General features: G+C 61.8%; 12 protein-coding genes. 5 read left to right on the plus strand and 7 right to left on the minus strand.

Annotation, left to right across the window (positions count from 1 at the left end; translation table 11 throughout):
- Positions 1 to 8: 8 nt before the first annotated feature.
- Positions 9 to 1,088: an ABC transporter ATP-binding protein gene (locus tag GVN17_RS11115; protein ID WP_166595308.1), complete on the minus strand. Its 1,080-nt coding sequence runs from the start codon at positions 1,086 to 1,088 to the stop codon at positions 9 to 11.
- 171 nt (positions 1,089 to 1,259) lie between these two features.
- The gene (locus GVN17_RS11120) at positions 1,260 to 2,321 is read right to left on the minus strand and encodes an ABC transporter substrate-binding protein (protein ID WP_166595309.1); all 1,062 of its coding nucleotides are present in this window, start codon (positions 2,319 to 2,321) and stop codon (positions 1,260 to 1,262) included.
- 390 nt (positions 2,322 to 2,711) lie between these two features.
- On the opposite strand from GVN17_RS11120, the gene GVN17_RS11125 reads away from it, so the two are divergent.
- Positions 2,712 to 3,347 carry a cupin domain-containing protein gene (locus tag GVN17_RS11125; RefSeq protein WP_166595310.1) on the plus strand — a complete coding sequence of 212 codons (636 nt, stop codon included), beginning with the start codon at positions 2,712 to 2,714 and terminating at the stop codon, positions 3,345 to 3,347.
- A gap of 9 nt (positions 3,348 to 3,356) precedes the next feature.
- Here the strand turns inward: GVN17_RS11125 and GVN17_RS11130 are convergent, their stop codons facing one another.
- The 3 genes from GVN17_RS11130 to GVN17_RS11140 form a co-directional block, all read right to left on the minus strand.
- On the minus strand, positions 3,357 to 4,271 hold the full coding sequence (locus GVN17_RS11130) for a LysR family transcriptional regulator (protein WP_166595311.1): 915 nt from the start codon (positions 4,269 to 4,271) through the stop codon (positions 3,357 to 3,359).
- A gap of 90 nt (positions 4,272 to 4,361) precedes the next feature.
- Entirely contained in the window at positions 4,362 to 4,898 is a 537-nt protein-coding gene (locus tag GVN17_RS11135; protein ID WP_166595312.1) for a 2,4'-dihydroxyacetophenone dioxygenase family protein, read from the minus strand.
- Between the two features lie 149 nt (positions 4,899 to 5,047).
- Positions 5,048 to 5,284, minus strand: coding sequence for a hypothetical protein (locus GVN17_RS11140; RefSeq protein WP_166595313.1), 237 nt, complete (start codon positions 5,282 to 5,284; stop codon positions 5,048 to 5,050).
- A 363-nt stretch (positions 5,285 to 5,647) separates the two neighbouring features.
- Between GVN17_RS11140 and GVN17_RS11145 the strand changes: the two genes are divergently transcribed.
- Positions 5,648 to 11,926, plus strand: coding sequence for a papain-like cysteine protease family protein (locus tag GVN17_RS11145; RefSeq protein ID WP_166595314.1), 6,279 nt, complete (start codon positions 5,648 to 5,650; stop codon positions 11,924 to 11,926).
- Between the two features lie 186 nt (positions 11,927 to 12,112).
- Positions 12,113 to 13,153: a GGDEF domain-containing protein gene (locus GVN17_RS11150; RefSeq protein WP_166595315.1), complete on the plus strand. Its 1,041-nt coding sequence runs from the start codon at positions 12,113 to 12,115 to the stop codon at positions 13,151 to 13,153.
- 20 nt (positions 13,154 to 13,173) lie between these two features.
- Here the strand turns inward: GVN17_RS11150 and GVN17_RS11155 are convergent, their stop codons facing one another.
- A complete protein-coding gene (locus GVN17_RS11155; RefSeq protein WP_166595316.1) occupies positions 13,174 to 14,037 on the minus strand; it encodes a LysR family transcriptional regulator in 864 nt (287 codons plus the stop codon).
- A 120-nt stretch (positions 14,038 to 14,157) separates the two neighbouring features.
- Here GVN17_RS11155 and GVN17_RS11160 point away from each other — a divergent pair, with 120 nt between their 5' ends.
- Positions 14,158 to 15,159, plus strand: coding sequence for a quinone oxidoreductase (locus GVN17_RS11160; protein ID WP_166595317.1), 1,002 nt, complete (start codon positions 14,158 to 14,160; stop codon positions 15,157 to 15,159).
- A gap of 28 nt (positions 15,160 to 15,187) precedes the next feature.
- Here the strand turns inward: GVN17_RS11160 and GVN17_RS11165 are convergent, their stop codons facing one another.
- Positions 15,188 to 15,355, minus strand: a complete 168-nt coding sequence (locus GVN17_RS11165) for a DUF2986 domain-containing protein (RefSeq protein ID WP_166595318.1) — start codon at positions 15,353 to 15,355, stop codon at positions 15,188 to 15,190.
- A 161-nt stretch (positions 15,356 to 15,516) separates the two neighbouring features.
- Here GVN17_RS11165 and GVN17_RS11170 point away from each other — a divergent pair, with 161 nt between their 5' ends.
- Positions 15,517 to 15,960 (plus strand): GFA family protein, encoded by a 444-nt coding sequence (locus GVN17_RS11170; protein WP_166595319.1) that lies wholly within the window; start codon positions 15,517 to 15,519, stop codon positions 15,958 to 15,960.
- The last annotated feature ends 19 nt before the right edge of the window (positions 15,961 to 15,979 follow it).

Here is a 15,979-nt window from a genome sequence, read left to right on the forward strand (position 1 = left end):
TCGGCACCTCAATGCTGGATGACGTCGAGCGCACGAATGTGCTCGTGCGCCCAGGACAGGGCGATGGAACTGCCGACGGTCCAGCTGCTGTCCATTTGGGTGGCGGGCAGTTTGATCATGAAGTCAGGTTGCCCTGCGATTTCCGTGATCATGCGCACGTGATCGCCGAGGTAGATGTATTCGCGAATCCGTGCGGTCAGGGGCGTACTGCCTGCTGCGCTGACAAGCACGCGTTCAGGACGAATGCACAGCGCGACAGGTTCTCCCGGCTGTGCGCCGGTCACGGTGATCGCCTGAACCAGACTGCCGTCCTTCAAGCGAACGGTGGAGTGGGTGGCGTCCTGGGACAGCACCGTGCCGTGCAGGGTGTTGTTCTCACCAATGAACTGGGCCACGAAGCTTTTGGTCGGGGTTTCGTAGATCGCCGCCGGGGTGTCGATCTGTTGGATCACGCCGTCATTGAACACGGCCACGCGGTCCGACATTGTCAGCGCTTCGCTCTGGTCGTGGGTCACGTAAACGACCGTCAGCCCCAACTGTTTGTGCAAATGCTTGATCTCCAGCTGCATGTGCTCGCGCAGCTGTTTGTCGAGGGCGCCCAAGGGCTCGTCCATCAACACCAGCTTGGGCTCGAACACCAGCGCGCGGGCCAGGGCAACACGCTGTTGCTGACCGCCGGACATCTGCGCCGGGTAGCGTTTGGCGAAGTCGTTGAGGCGCACCATGTCGAGGGCGCGGCGCACTTTCTCGGCGCGCTCGATGCGGTTCATCTTGCGCACTGACAGCGGAAACGCGAGGTTCTCCTCGATGGTCATGTGCGGGAACAGGGCGTAATTCTGGAACACCATGCCGATGTCACGTTTGTGCGGTGGCAGGTTGTGCAGCGGTTTGTCTTTCAGAAAGATCTCGCCCTGAGTCGGTGTTTCAAAACCGGCGAGCATCATCAGGCTGGTGGTCTTGCCCGAGCCGGAAGGGCCGAGCAGGGTGACGAATTCTCCTTCGGCGATGTCCAGGTTCAGGTCTTTCACGACCGGACGAAAGCCGTCGTAGGTTTTCTGGATGTTCTTGAAGCTGACCAGGTGTTTCATGTCGCAGCCCTCATCAGGGTGTAGGCAGGTGCCGTCTTCGCTACTCATCTGCCTGTTCACGCAAAATGAAGAAGCAATCAGTGGCCGTCACGTCGCGCACGGGCGCGCGACATGGCGGAGGTTTGCAGGGTGAGCCGCCACGCTGGAACGGTGGCGGAAAATGCGCCGGAATTACTTCTGGGCGATCCAGGCGTTGAAGCGCTCGGTCAGCGATTCGGTGTTGTCGACCCAGAACTCGACGTCCAGCGGCAGCGCGGCGGCGAGGTTGTCCGGGGTGGTCGGCAGGTCAGCCTTCAGGTCCGCAGGAACTAGCTCGTTGGCCTTTTTGTTCGGCAAGCCGTAGGCGATGAATTTCGGCAGTTTGGAGAGGTTTTCCGGCTTGCTGGCGAAGCCGATGAAGTCCATCGCAGCGGCTTTGTTTTCACTGCCTTTGAGCACGGTCCAGGAGTCGATGGCCGAGACGCTGCCGTTCCACAGGAATTTGAAGTGCTTGCCTTCGTTGCGGTTGAAACCGGTGATGCGGCCGTTGTAAGCCGAGCTCATCACTACGTCACCGGCCGAGAGCATTTGCAGCGGCTGCGCGCCCGCTTCCCACCAGACGATGCTGGATTTGATGCTGTTGAGCTTGTTGAACGCACGGTCCACGCCTTCCGGGGTGCGCAGCACTTTGTAAACGTCAGCGGGCTTAACGCCGTCGGCGATCAGGGCGAACTCCAGCGAGTATTTCGGGCCTTTGCGCAGGCCGCGTTTGCCGGGGAATTTCTGGGTGTCGAAGAAATCGGCCCAAGAGGTCGGCGCGGTTTTCAGCTTGTCGCCGTCCCACGCCACACCGGTGTTCCAGACGATGGCGCCCACGCCGCAATCGTTCACCGCTTCCGGAATGAAGTCAGCCTTGTTGCCGACCTTGGCCCAGTCGATTTTTTCGTAGAGGCCGGTGTCGCAGCCCAGCGCGAGGTCTTCGGCTTCCACTTCGACCACATCCCAGTTCGGGTTGCCGACTTTCACCTTGGCGTCGAGTACGCCGACGCCACCGTCCCAGCTCTGGTCGAGGACTTTTTTGCCGGTCTGTTCGCCGAATGGCTTGAAGAAAATCTCACGTTGCGCGTCCTGAAAGTTTCCTCCCCAGGAAACGATGGTCAGGTCACGGGCGCTTGCCGACTGTGCGGCGGCAAGTCCGGCAACGGTCAACGCGAGAGCGGCTAAAGCGTGGCACGGCTTGTGCTTCTTGTGCATGTGGAACCTCGACGCAGATGATGTTGTGTGGTGGTGGTAAAAATATTTACCACCTGCAAATCTGCGAAGCAAGTTTTATTTTCCCGCGCCCCCGAAAACTGAAATCGCCCGGATGACCGGTAAGCGATTGTTTTTTCACGCCCGGCTTTTGCGATCAGGCCAGCCGTCAAGCTCACGCCGTTCGGGGCATCGAGCCCACGGCCACGCCCGCGTCCGGTGATCGGTCGTCAGCGGTTGTTACTTTTGCGCTTGTCAGCTGACGCCGGTTGGTGCGAAATACCCAACTTGGTGCACCGCGACCCTTCAGGCATCGACGGATGCACGCCGTCTCATACGCGCATTCACGCGGCGTCGGCCCGTGACATGCCGAGTTCATTCGAGGACACAACCGTGACAGATTCGCCGGCGATCAGCCGCAACCCCCACGCGCCGGAAGAGCCCGTCGAAGACGAGGTCCCGAGCGAAGACACGGCGTCGGTCGGCGAGCGGCTCAAGGCGCTGCGTCAGAGCCGGGGGTTGTCGATCCGTGGTCTTGCCGAACTGGCGGGCGTTCCCCATGCCACGCTGTCGATCATCGAACGCGACAAATCGAGCCCGTCAGTCAGTATTCTCAAGCGCCTGCTCAAGCCGCTGAACGTCACCCTGAGCGTATTTTTCTCCGACTCGGCGGTCGTCGACCGTGCGGTGTTCTACAAGGCCAATGAACTGGTCGAACTGGCAGACGGCAAAATGCTGTCCTACCGGCAAGTCGGGGCCAACCTGACCAACAGCTCGATGATGATTCTTCACGAACGCTACGAACCCGGCGCCGACACCGGCCAGGAAGGCGAAGAGTTGTACTCCCACGAAGCCGAGGAGGGCGGCATCATCATCGAAGGTCGTCTGGAAATGACTGTCGGCGATGAGGTCCGCATCCTTGCGCCAGGCGACGCCTATTACTTCGACAGCCGCTTGCCGCACCGCATGCGCAACCCGTTCGACGAAGTGTGCGTGGTGGTCAGCGCGGTTTCGCCGCCGACGTTCTGATCGGCGTGCTTATTCCCATGGATGTTCCTTCAGCTTGTCTTCCAGAAAATCGCGGAACACGCGGATTCTCGGGCTCAGGTGCTTCCTGTTCGAATAAATCAGGTAAATCGGCTCTTTACCCGGCAGGTTGAAGTCGCTCAGCAGCGGGACCAATCGACCCTGCCGGATGTCCTCGCCGATGTGAAACTGCGCCAGCTTGACGATCCCCGCGCCGCTCAAGGCCATCTCCCGCAGCAAGTCACCCTGGGCAAAAACGGCCTTGGGGGCAATCGGCAGGGTGACGATGCCAGCCTCGGCGTCGCCTGTCCCGGCACGAAATTGCCAGGTGTTCCAGGCGCTGTGAAAGCCGAAGTTGAAGCAGTCGTGGTTCAGCAAGTCCTGCGGTTGAGCAGGCGTCCCTTTGCGCGCCAGGTAATCCGGTGACGCGCAGGTAACCCACGCGCTTTCACCGATCTTCCGCGCGATTCGCGAAGAGTCTGGCAGTCCGCCGCTGTGAATCGCCACGTCCAGCCCCTGATCGAACAGGTCCACGTACTGCGGCCCCACTTGCACATCCACCGTCAGGCCGGGGTAGCGCGCCAGGAATTCCGGCAGCCACGGCAGGATCTGGTGTTTGGCGAAAGTGGTCATCGTGTGAATGCGCAGCGCGCCGCTGACCCGGCCGGGAAATGCTTCCGCCAGCGAGTCCGCTTCCGCCATCGCATGGATCACCGCCCGCGCACTGACCAGATAGGCCGAGCCTTCCTCGGTCAGGGTCAACGTGCGGGTGCCGCGCTGAAACAGCCGCACCTGCAAACGGTCTTCAAGCCGGGTGATCAGCTTGCTGATGGCCGAAGGGGTCAGGCCGTTGGCCCGCGCCGCCGCCGAGAAATTGCCATGTTCGGTCGCCCATATGAAGGCCAGCATCTGTGAGTAGTTATCCATCTGCACGCTCGCGACAGGCTACGGTGGGCGCAGCCTGCCAGCATTCGGGCACACGAACAAGCCACCCGCCCGTCGCCGGAGATCGGCCTGTCAGCGAATGAACTGCTCGATGTATTCGTCCGGCAGCCCCAGGGATTTGTAATGTTTGCGTGCGGTTTCGAGCTTGGTGAACACGTCCTCGTATCCCACGGCCACGCCTTGCGGGTCAACGTAGGTGTAACCGCCCTGAACGTGGAACCAGGTGATCATTTCTTCCACGTCTTCCGGCACGAACAGGGTGTGGGTTTCCCCTGGTGGCTCGTAGGCGAAAGAACCTTCGGTGGCCACCCAGTCGTGTTCGAGGTAATACCAGCGGCCTTTAAGGACCAGCGCATGCACGCCGCCGCTGTGGCGATGACGAGACAGCACGCCGCTCTGGCGAACGCGCAACAGGTTGATGTAATAGCCGCCGGTGGTGCTGAGCAACAGGGGTTTGAACGAGACCGACGCGGTGACCGGCACCCATAGATTGTCGTCTTGCAGCCAATCGGTGAGGACGCCAGCGTGCACCATGTCCGGCGTCATGAACGGCACTTGGGGCAGTTGATAAGGGATTGCGAGTTCATCTGGCTTGGGGGCTGTGCTCATCGGTCTCTTTCCACGGTCAGTGATCAGAATCCCCAGAGGCATGTGTGTCCGGGGTGAGCACAGCGTAGGCGAGGGTTCCGGGCAATAAAACACCGCAGATGGCACAGCCAGTGTGAAGGCTCGTCACAGGTGGGCGCGTAAAAAACGAGTCAATGCAGCATGCGCCTGGCGTCGGCCAGTCCGTCCTTGAGAATGGCATTGAGTTCCCGCCAGGGGTAACGGGCTCCGGCCGCAGAGACCTCGCAGGTCTCGGTGTGTCTGAACGGTTGCTCGTTCAACGCGGGGCACTGCCCGGCACCACAGGACCGGCACACCAGTTTGTGGCCATGGATGATCCAGTCCTTGTTCCAGCAATCCATGGTGAAAGGGGGACGTTTGCTCGACATACATACACCTCCCGAAGTGAAAAACGGCGTGGATGATTCGGTTGATGGGGCGGGGATTGTCTGGGGGCGAGCGGACGGCTGGGCGTCATCCCCGAACAGACATTGGGAGTGTAGGAGGGTTTTTAACGCCGTGAAGGCAACTGGTCGGATTGCTGGAGGATCACGACCCAACCTCCCAGCGCAGACGCCCGCGTCCGCAAAACCGTTGCGTGAGTCACCCTGAAAAGTGGCGTTTCGCCGCTCTATTACGGCGTTTCGACACCATTGCGCTGTGCGGGCTCTTTTCTATACTCCCGCGACTCTTCTGGTAGTCCGAAGTCGGGAGGACCTCGTCAACTAATAAGAACACCAGAGGAATCTCGCATGTTGCTCCTACAGCGGTCTTTCACGTATGAAGGGGACCCCGACGCCGTAACGTCGGGGACGGTCGATCTCACGTTTCAATTGCCCCGCTTCAGTTACTCTCCCGGCCCGAGCCGGCAGGGGATTCAGCGCACGCAGATTGGCACGTTGACCCAGCGACAGAGCCTTCACCTCAAAGACAGCCGTTATGAAGCCAGCGCTCCTTCCGCCGGCCTGACCGGCGCCGATAATCAACTGCTGAACTTCCAGCGTTTCACCGACGCCATCATGAAACAGGGTGAAAAGGCCGTGCCGCAACTGGCTTTTCCCATCACCCTCCAGCTGACCATCGCCGAGCTGGAAATCCCGTACCCCACGCCGTTTTCCGCGCTCTATCTGATCAAAGGCACGAATGCCGACGGGGTGACAAGCAACGGCCTCGCCAACAGTATTTTCCTGGTCAATCAGCACCGATACGACGAAGCGCTCCCCGAGTTTCAGCGCATCACCGGTCGTCGCGGCACCGTCAGCCTGCTGCAATTCCTGAAAACCCTGATTGAAGAGAACGACCTTTCCCCCAAGGACCCGATGACCCCCGACGCTGTCATCAATGACCGTCTTGGGCCCCTCGTCAATCGCCTGCACCTGGAGAACGTGGCCGACTTCGCCGGTTTTCTGAAGCAGTACTTCTTTGCCCTGTTCGATTTCGACATCGTGGTCGAGGCGCTGGTCTGGATCGACATCGCTGGCCACCTGCACGTGACGACCGCTGATGGCCGCCTGATCGACAAACCGGATCTGTACTTCTACGCCCTGGACGCGCAATACAGCGGCCTCGATGCGAACGGGACGACGCGGTTTCGTTCCATCGCCTACGACTGGCTGCACAACGCCGAAACACCTGCCGAGAACCGGATTGCCTTTTCACTGACCGCCCAACACAAGCTGCTGCAAAACAGCGTGCAAGGCCCGATTGCGGTGCGGGTGCGCGGCTTCGACGGCGCTGAGCTGTGGCGCAACGAGTTCGCGGCGGATGACGCGCAACTCAAGGACCTGCACATCGAAGTCGCTGAATATGGCCCAGTCGCGCTGGACCCGGACCCTGCGAACCTGCCGGTGGACGGCAAACGGCTACGGGGCAAACTGGTCGGGCTGACCAAGGCATGCCCGTTCAAGGACGCGACGGTGCTGATTCAGGCCAGGGAACACACGGAAGATGTCTGGCGCGTGGTCGGTCAGGCCACCGCCGACAGCAACGGCAACTTCGCCATGGCCTATCCCTATGGCAATTACGTCGCGGCCCAGGCGCTGATTTCACTGACGCCAAACACCCCCGCCGACATCCCGGTCAATCCCGACACCCCCAACGAAACCATTTCCGATGACTTCCTGTACTTGTTGGTGACCGACCCGGTGTGTGACCCAGCGGACGATCAACACAAGGAGGATTGCGATTGTTCGGGCTCGGGCAAGGTCAGCCGCTTGCCGACGCAGGAAGACTTGATCAACTCCGACGAATACATGCAGGACATTGGCGGCGGCTGCATCAACCTGTCCACGCCCAATCGCACCCTGAGCGAATACAACTACACCGCCATCGTGCGTACCTCAGACCCGGATGTGGCCAATTACACCCTGACCCGTTCCACCCTGATGACCTTGCAGGGCGAAGAAGTGTCGGCGTTCCAGCTGGAAGGCGGCACCCAGCAGATCAACCGCAAGCCGGTGAACCTGGACAACCCCATTCGCTGGCAAGACACGCCCGCCGACGGCGATTACCTGTCGTTCTACCAGGCGGTCACGGTCGCGACGGGCCACATCCTGCACTACAAATCGGTGTTCAAGGCGGACGGTTATTCCCTGGGCAACCTGCTGTATTCCTTGCCGCTGGCACCCGGTCAGAAGAAACAGATCGCGGTTTTCGATTCGAGCCACGCGTTGCAAGCCGCCGAGTCGCAGAATGTTTCTCAGGGCGAACGGCTGACCGCTGACCTCGTTTCCGAGCGGGAAATCGCCGACCAGTTGGGCGGCTTTTTGGGGGAAGCCGTGCAAGGCCAGAGTTCAGCGACCACCAGCGGGGTGAGTGCCGGGCTGGGTGTGGCCGCCAATATTGGTGTGGTGTCAGGCGCACTTGGCGTGGCCGGGGGCACGGCCAGTTCCAGCAGCAGCGCCTCGCAAAGCGGCAGCCGCAACACCTCGCAGTTCTTCGCCGAGAAGCTGCGTCAGGCCGTGATGCAAAACGCCGACAGTTATCGCCAGCTCAACGCGTCGGTGGTCACCACCGTGCAAGAGGGTCAGCAATACAGCGCCACCACCGAAGTCGTCGCCAACCACAATCACTGCCACTCGCTGACCATGATGTACTTTGAGGTGTTGCGGCACTTCGCGGTGTTTCAGGAATTGGTGGCGGTGGAAGAGTGCATCTTCGTGCCGCTGCTGATGACCAACTTCACCATGGACAACATCCACAAATGGTCGGACGTGCTGGCGCCCGCGTTGCTGCCCATGCCGTCCAACACCTGGTTGCAGCGGTTCAGCTGGCTCAGGGTTCACCCGCTGCTGAAGGGTTTCGACGCCAACGAGCGGATCAGGACCCATTACGCCCACGTGGATTTCCCGGCCGCGCGCTATTGCGACGACGCGATCACTGAAGTGAAGGGCAGTTTCAGCGTGCGCGCCGTGCTGCCCCGGCCGAAAACCCGTTTCGACCGGATCCTGTCTTTGCCGATCATCCGCAAGACCGTCACCACCCAGGGCGGGGTGGACGTGGAAGGCACCATCCGCGACAACATCAAGTCCACCGCCATCGCGGCGGCTACGGGCGGGCTGTCGCTGCTGTTCGGCGGCGGGCCGTCGGTCAGCTATCAGACCGAATCCCATGACGTGCTGACCCCCGGCAAGATTTTCGACCTGTTCATGACCCTGGACGAGAACTACGAGTCGGTGTCGCCCGCCCAGTGCATCCGCGTGCATTCCTTCAATGACCAGAAAATCCTCGTCAACAACGTGCTGACCCCCATCAGCTTCTTTCAGGGCATGGAGGACGACAAAAAGCTCTGGGATGCCTACGCGAACATTCTCGACATCACGACGCTTGAGCTGCTGAACAAGTTCGCCAACAACGTGATTGCCGACTGGGACCGGATTTTCTTCAGCGACATCGCGCCGCAGCTGGTGACGCGGCTGATCAGCCAATCGACGCTGGTCATGAAGCCGTTCAGCTCCCTCGACATCACCGCGCTGAACCGCTACTCCACCAAAGAACAGTTGCTGCGCTACAACTTCCAGGCCAACAGCACCTCGACCCGCGCCACCATTGCGCAGATTCAACTGGTCTACAGCTTCGCCGCCAGCGTCTCGGCGGTCAGCCGCACCACGCTGGGCAACATGGTCACGCTGACGGTGGAAAGTCTCAACGTCAATTACGCCACGCCTCACTACAACGGGCGGATCTACAGCGGCTATCTGGGCAACGACCTGTTCGACGGCGTCACCCAATCCACCCCGATGAACTCCGATGAGCAACGCAACCCGCGCAAGGAGGACGTGTTCATTGTCAACAAGCTGACCGAGCACCTCAACAGCAACCTGGAGCACTACAACAACCGCCTGTGGTACGGCCTCGACCCGAACCGGCGCTACATGCTGCTCGACGGTTTTTCGATCCAGGTCTACAACGACAGCGGCGTGCCGCTGGTCTATCGAAGCCTGGCGTCGGTGGTGAAGAACGAGCTGATTTGCGTCACCGGCAACTCCCTGGTGTTTCCCGTGGCGGCGGGCTACCGGGTCAGTCAGGCATACATCGTCGAGCACGATGCGCAGGGGGAGGCGGTGGACGTATCGCTGTTCGATCACTACCGGCCGTTGACGCCGCCGCCACCGTTCCGCATCAGTGTGCCGTCCCGTGGCGTGTTCCTTGAAACGGTGCAGGGCGCCTGCGATGCGTGCGAGAAGGTCAAGGACAACACGTCCCAGGACTGGACCCAATTCACCACCGATGAGCCGACTTCAATCGCGCCGCTGACCCCGCCCACCCCGGTGGTCACCGACTGGAAAGCGGTGTTCAAGGACTTCGCGCCGCCGCTGATCAACATCCAGAACGCACCGGCCAACCCGGAACCGGGCGTGGGGCTGGCGACGCTCAACGAATTGCTCGGCAAGGCCGGCATCTTCAAGGACGTCACCGGGCTCGACGCGAACCAGCAGAACGCGATTCGCACCTACCTTTCCAATCAGGACAACGCCAAGGCCTTCGCCGAGATGGCGCAGAAAATGTCCATCCAGGGCCACAATACGGCCAATTCCGACAAGATCATGGACACCCTGAAAAGCGCCCGGCAGGACGGCGCGATTTCTCAAGACGATTACGGCAAGCTGGTCAAGGAGCACATCCAGAATCAGATCGATGGCGGCGACAAGGAAAAAACCGCCCTCGAACGGGCCAGTGCCGAAAAATCGAGCCTGTCCACCGCAGCGGTCAAGGCGATCGATCAGGGCAAAACCGTCAAGGCGCAAAAAACCGATCCCGAGGGCGTGGCTGAATCGGTCGAAGTGTCGGCGGGCACGGCGGAGCAGGTCGTCGCCAAGTTCGCGGGCACCGTGCCGAAAATGAAGCAGCAAAACAGCATGGCGTGCTGGGCGACGGTCGCCACCATGATGGTCAGCTGGAAAGAAGGCCATGCCATGACTGTCGAGGAAGTCTTGCAGAAGGCCGGTGCGCAATACCTGACCAAGTTCCAGAACCAGCAGGGGCTGGCGTCATCCGAGAAAGAAGCCTTCATCGGCGCGCTCGGCATGGTCGGCGAGCCACCCGCCAGTTATTCGATGGCGCAATACATCGATTGGGTGAACACTTACGGGCCGCTGTGGATCACCACCGATTCGTCCACCGCCACCGGGCAGTTCTCGCCCCATGCGCGGGTGGTCACGCGCATCACCGGGACCGGCGCCGCCGACGGCACGGCCACGCAATTCGTGTTCATCGACCCCGCCACCGGAAGCGAGGTGTCCGAGCCCTTCAGCACCTTCCTCGACGCCTACGAGCAAATGGTCACGGACAACCCCGGCGACCTGTTCATCCAGATCGTGCATTTCTCCGATGCCATCGGCGGCGGTGGAGAAGGGGGCACGCCGACGACGCCGGTGCCTGCCTGGGCTGACGCTGTCGATCCGTTTTCCGGCCCTGTCACGGTGAACATCGACACCGCTAACGCCTCGATGACGACCGCGTTCGCGCCGGTGACGGTCAGCACCGCGAACAACCTGTGCGCGGCAGTGGCCGATGTGACCGGGGCTCCGGCGTCGGCGGCGTTCGCGGGGCTCAACGATCAGGACATGGTCTTCGTCGGCAGCCTGATGAAAGTCACGGTGATGTACGCCGCCTTCGCTTTGCGGGCGCGGGTTCAGGCCATGGCCGACGCGGCGCGGCCCAACGGCATCACCACGGCGGCCGATCTGTTCCCGCTGATCAAACGCGCCTGGGCGCCGAAGCTCAAGGCGCTGTTTCCAAGCCGTCCGACCACCAGCCTCGGCAACGGCCAGGACGTGACGATTCCACAATTGAACACGCTGTTCACCCTGTCGGCTGCGGGCAAGGTCGAGTTCGCCATCGCCTCGCCCGCGATCAGCAACGCCGATCTGGACACAGCGGGTGAGTTCGGCGCGCCACCCGGGCAATTCTACGACTGGATGCGGCTGATGATGCGCTGGTCGAACAACACCGCTGCGGGCCGTTGCATCCTGGCGCTGGGGTATTTCTACCTCAACGGGCTGTTCGCCAATGGCGGTTTTTTCGACGCGGGCAGCAACAAGGGGCTGTGGGTGTCAGGGGATTATCAGGGCCATGACTGGGTGCGGAACACAGCCGAAGCGGCGGCGAACGCCGGAGGCGTGGCCCTCACACCGCGTTGGGCCACGGCGCAAGGACGGCAGAAGAGCAACTTTGTGGCCACGTCCCGGCAAGTGGGCCGCTTGATGACCGCCATGGCCATGGGCACGCTGGTGGATGCCCCGGCCTCTGCCGAGATGCGCACCCTGGCGAACCAGATGTCCGGCGGGATCGGCAGCTACGGAGGCAGTGCACTCATGGCTGTCGGGCGCACACCGACTGCCGTGTCGTCGAAAATCGGCTTCGGTGATGACAGCTTCAGTCACGACTGCGTGATCATCGAGCGTACCGTGGCGGGAAAATCGTTGCGTTACGCCGCCGTAGTGCTCGGCTCGGCGCCCACGAAGGCCCGGCAGGACCTCAACGATCTGTTCGTTCTTCTGGATGACACCGTGGTGGTGCATAACCCCTGAAGGCGTGTCGTCGTGCGCAGCAGGCGCAAATCCCGCGTGAGTGAGCGGGGTTTGCATCCCTGCGCCTGTACACGCGCCGAACGGTGACGTTCTTAATCATGGCAACGGGCAGTTTTAGGTACTATCTGCGCACTGCGACCCGATGAAGGCGAGCGGCATTAGAGCGTCTGGCGGGGTTGATGAAGCATGCAGGGTACTGAAGAAAGTCTTGAGCAGAAGTCGTTCGCCCAATTGCGGCCGCTCAAGATATCCAGCGAGATTCTGGCCGCCGTGGCGTGCTGCGTGGTGTTGTTCGTGGCCAGCCGGACCCAGCCCATATCCCCTTGGTTGTATGGCTACTGCGCCATCGCCGGGGTCATCTGTTTTCTCACGTACCGCGCCCGCACCACACGGGAGCTGTGGCTGACCGGGCTGCTGCTGTTGTGCACCTGCACCGCGTGCCTCGGTTCACTGGCCATCGCCCTGGGCAATCCGCTGCTGTGGTTCCTGCCCATCGGGCTGGTCTTGAGCTTGCCGGTGTCGGCCATGCATTTTCATCCACTGCAGGCCTTGAGCACCGGCGCGGCCATCTGGGCCACGCTGTTTTACACGGTGCAACCGGCCTTCGACCGGCAACTGGACCTGACCCTGACACTGATCCTCATCACCGGCAGCCTGCTGGTGGCCACGCTGGTGTGCCAGACGTTTTGCCTGATTCGCAAGGATGTGTTCGACCTGCAACATCAACTGCACGGCATGGCCTACAAGGACACCCTGACCGGGCTGCCCAACCGGCGCGCCTTCATCGAACGGCTCACCGCAACCATCGAGGACGGGAGCGCCACGTCGCCGCTGTTCTTCCTGATGCTCGACATCGACGATTTCAAGAAGATCAACGACGGCTACGGTCACGACGTCGGCGACCGGGTATTGGTCGAAGTCGGCAGGCTGTTGAAGGACCGGAGCCAGGGCCATAACTTCGCCCGGCTGGGTGGCGAAGAGTTCGCCGTCGCGGCTCACGTGCACGACCTCGCGGCGGCACAAGGGCTGGCACTGGCCATCGTCGAAGCCGTCAACACCAGCCCGTTATACGGCCTGACGTTGTCGATCAGCGTGGGCGTGGCGGAGCGTGAGCCGGGCGAGTCGATGTTCAGCCTGATGCGCCGCGCCGACCTGGCGTTGTACGACGCGAAAAGTGCGGGCAAGAACCGCTTCGCGATGGCCCCGTCGGAAGCGGTCAACGCCTGATCTTCACGGGTTTTACCGGGTCATGTGCGCAATCGTGGCTCGCTGTGAACGCACTCGACCAGAAAATCCATCACCGCCTTGACCGACGGCGAGCGCCGAAGATCGGGGTACACCGTCAGCCACAGATCACGGGCGGGGCCATCGCTGTCGACCGTCAGACGGCGTAGCGACGGGTCGCCGTCGCCCACGGTGGTCGGCAGCACCACCGCCCCCAATCCGGACCGGGCCGCCATCTGCTGGGACATCAAGTCGCTGGCGGCAAACACCACCGGGCGATGACGACGAATCTGGTGCAACCACGCCTGCTGCGGGAGGTGATCGCGGCTTGCGTCGTAACCGATGAACGTCCATTGCTCGGCGGGCTGCTCGGCAAACGCAGCGCTGGCGTAGAGCGCGAACCGCACCACGCCGACCTTGCGGCGGACCAACGCGTCTTCCTCGGGCCGCACCGTGCGCAGTGCAATGTCGGCTTCGCCTTTGTCCAGCGCCGCCAGCGACAGCGAGGGCAACAGTTCCACGTTCAAGCGAGGGTGCTGGCGTCGCAGCTCGGCCATGCGTGGCGCCAAGGTGTGTATGGCCAGCGAGGGCGGCGCGCTGACCTTGACCGTGCCCGCCACGTCGATGGACGCCACCCGCGACAACTGCTGCACTTCACTGGTAATTCCCGGCAGCGCTTCCAGAATCCGGCTCAAGGCCCGGCCGTCCTCCGTCAGCGGCCGACTGCGGGGCAAACGGTCGACCAGACGCAGGCACAGCGCTTTTTCCAGTGCGTCGAGGCGCCGTCCCACGGTAGCGTGCTCTACTTGCAATTCGCGGGCGGCCGCGGACAACGACTGCGTGCGGGCCAGCACCGAGAACACGTACAAATCCTGCCAATCGAACATCGGGTTGTTTCCGAACGGAGGGTGGGAAAGTTTGGGGAGTTATCGAACCGACTGCTGCGTTTTAACATGGATCGCATCGACGACGACAACCGTCCCGGAACTGACCCAGGAGTAAGCCCGATGAAAGGCATCATGATCCAGACCTACGGCGGACCCGAGGTCGTGCAATTGCGCAACGACCTGCCCACACCCGAGGTCACGCCGGGCCACGTAGTGGTCAAGGTCGCTTACGCCGGGATCAACTTCATGGACGTGCACACCCGTCAGGGCAAGTACGCGTCCTCCGCCACCTACCCGGTGCGAGCGCCCTGCACGCTGGGCATGGAGGGCGCCGGGAGAATTGTCGAGGTGGGCGAGGGCGTTACGCATCTGGCCGTCGGTGATCGGGTGGCGTGGTGCATTGCGTGGGGCAGCTATGCCGAGTACGCCAGCGTGCCCGCTGAAAAGGTCGCAAAAATCCCCGATGCCATTCCCTACGACCTGGCCGCTGCGACGATTTTTCAGGGCGCGACCGCGCATTACCTGGTGGACGACATCGCCCGATTGGGGCCAGAGAGCACCTGCCTGATTCACGCCGGGTCCGGCAGCATCGGCCAGTTGCTGATCCAGATGGCCAAGGCACGGGGCGCCGACATTTTCGCCACCGCCAGCAGTGAGCGGAAATGCGCGATAGCCACCGCACGCGGCGCCCATCACGCGATGCGCTACGACGAGGGCGGTTTTGCGGATCGCATTCGTGAAGCGACGCAGGGCAAGGGGGTGGACGTGGTGTTCGATTCGGTAGGCAAAACTACCCTGCGCGACAGCTTCAGGGCGTGCCGCACTCGCGGGCTGATCATCAATTACGGCAACGTCTCCGGCTCGGTCACCGACCTCGACCCCATCGAACTCGGGGAGGGCGGTTCACTGTTTCTCACCCGGCCTCGGCTGGCGGATCACATGGCCGACGGAGCCACGGTTCAGCGCCGCGCCGATGCCGTGTTCGGGGCCATTCTCGACGGAACACTGAAGATCGAGATCGAGGGTCGTTACCGGATGGAAGACGTCCAGACCGTTCACGCCCGGATCGAAGCCCGGGAGCAGATCGGCAAGTCGGTGCTGTGGGTGGCGGATGTGGATTGAACGTTAAGGTCGCCGCTTCTGTGCGCGATCAGTTGTCCGATTCAGTCTGCGGGGTTTGCTCGGCGGCCGCTTCAGCCTCAAGCTTTGCCCGGTCGGCCTTGCTGATGTACGTGGACTTTTTCTTCGGGGCCAGTTTGGCGCTGGCTTTTTTGGCCTTGGCCTTGAACAACTGTTGCAGCTTTTTCTGACGGTTCATCTTCGACTCGGCGCGTTTGGGCGGTGATGCGGAGGGACGCGCATTGTAGCGGTGGCGTGCCCTGGCCGATAGCAGGCGTCCGGCCAACCGACGAGCCGACGCCCTCTGCTACTATCGCCAGCCTGTAAGCGTCATCCCATGATCTTCGTGAGGCCGAGGAAATGAACAAGGATCAAGCCGATTTCGAGGGCAGCTGCCACTGCGGCACGGTGCGCTTTCGCGTCCGACTCGCCGATGGACTGAACACCGCCCGTCGTTGCAACTGCTCGTACTGCCGGATGCGTGGCGCGGTCGCCGTGACCGCCCGTCAGGAAGACCTGCAGATCGTGACAGGCGAAGACGCCCTCACGCTGTACGAATTCAACACGCGCACGGCCAGGCATTACTTCTGCTCCAAGTGCGGCATCTACACCCACCATCAACGCCGCTCCAACCCCACACAACTGGGGATCAATGCCGCGTGCCTGAGTGGCATCAGCCCGTTCGATTTTGCCGAGGTGCCGGTGAACGACGGGGTCAATCATCCTTCCGACAGAAAACGTGAAGGCGGGAGCGGCATTCTCGGGGTGTTGCGCTTTGAGCCGACGGAGGAAAAAGACCGCTAATAAAGGGTCTGACTGTCGG

Source organism: Pseudomonas sp. SLFW (genome assembly GCF_009905615.1).
In the GTDB taxonomy this organism is placed as follows: Bacteria; Pseudomonadota; Gammaproteobacteria; order Pseudomonadales; family Pseudomonadaceae; genus Aquipseudomonas; species Aquipseudomonas bambusae.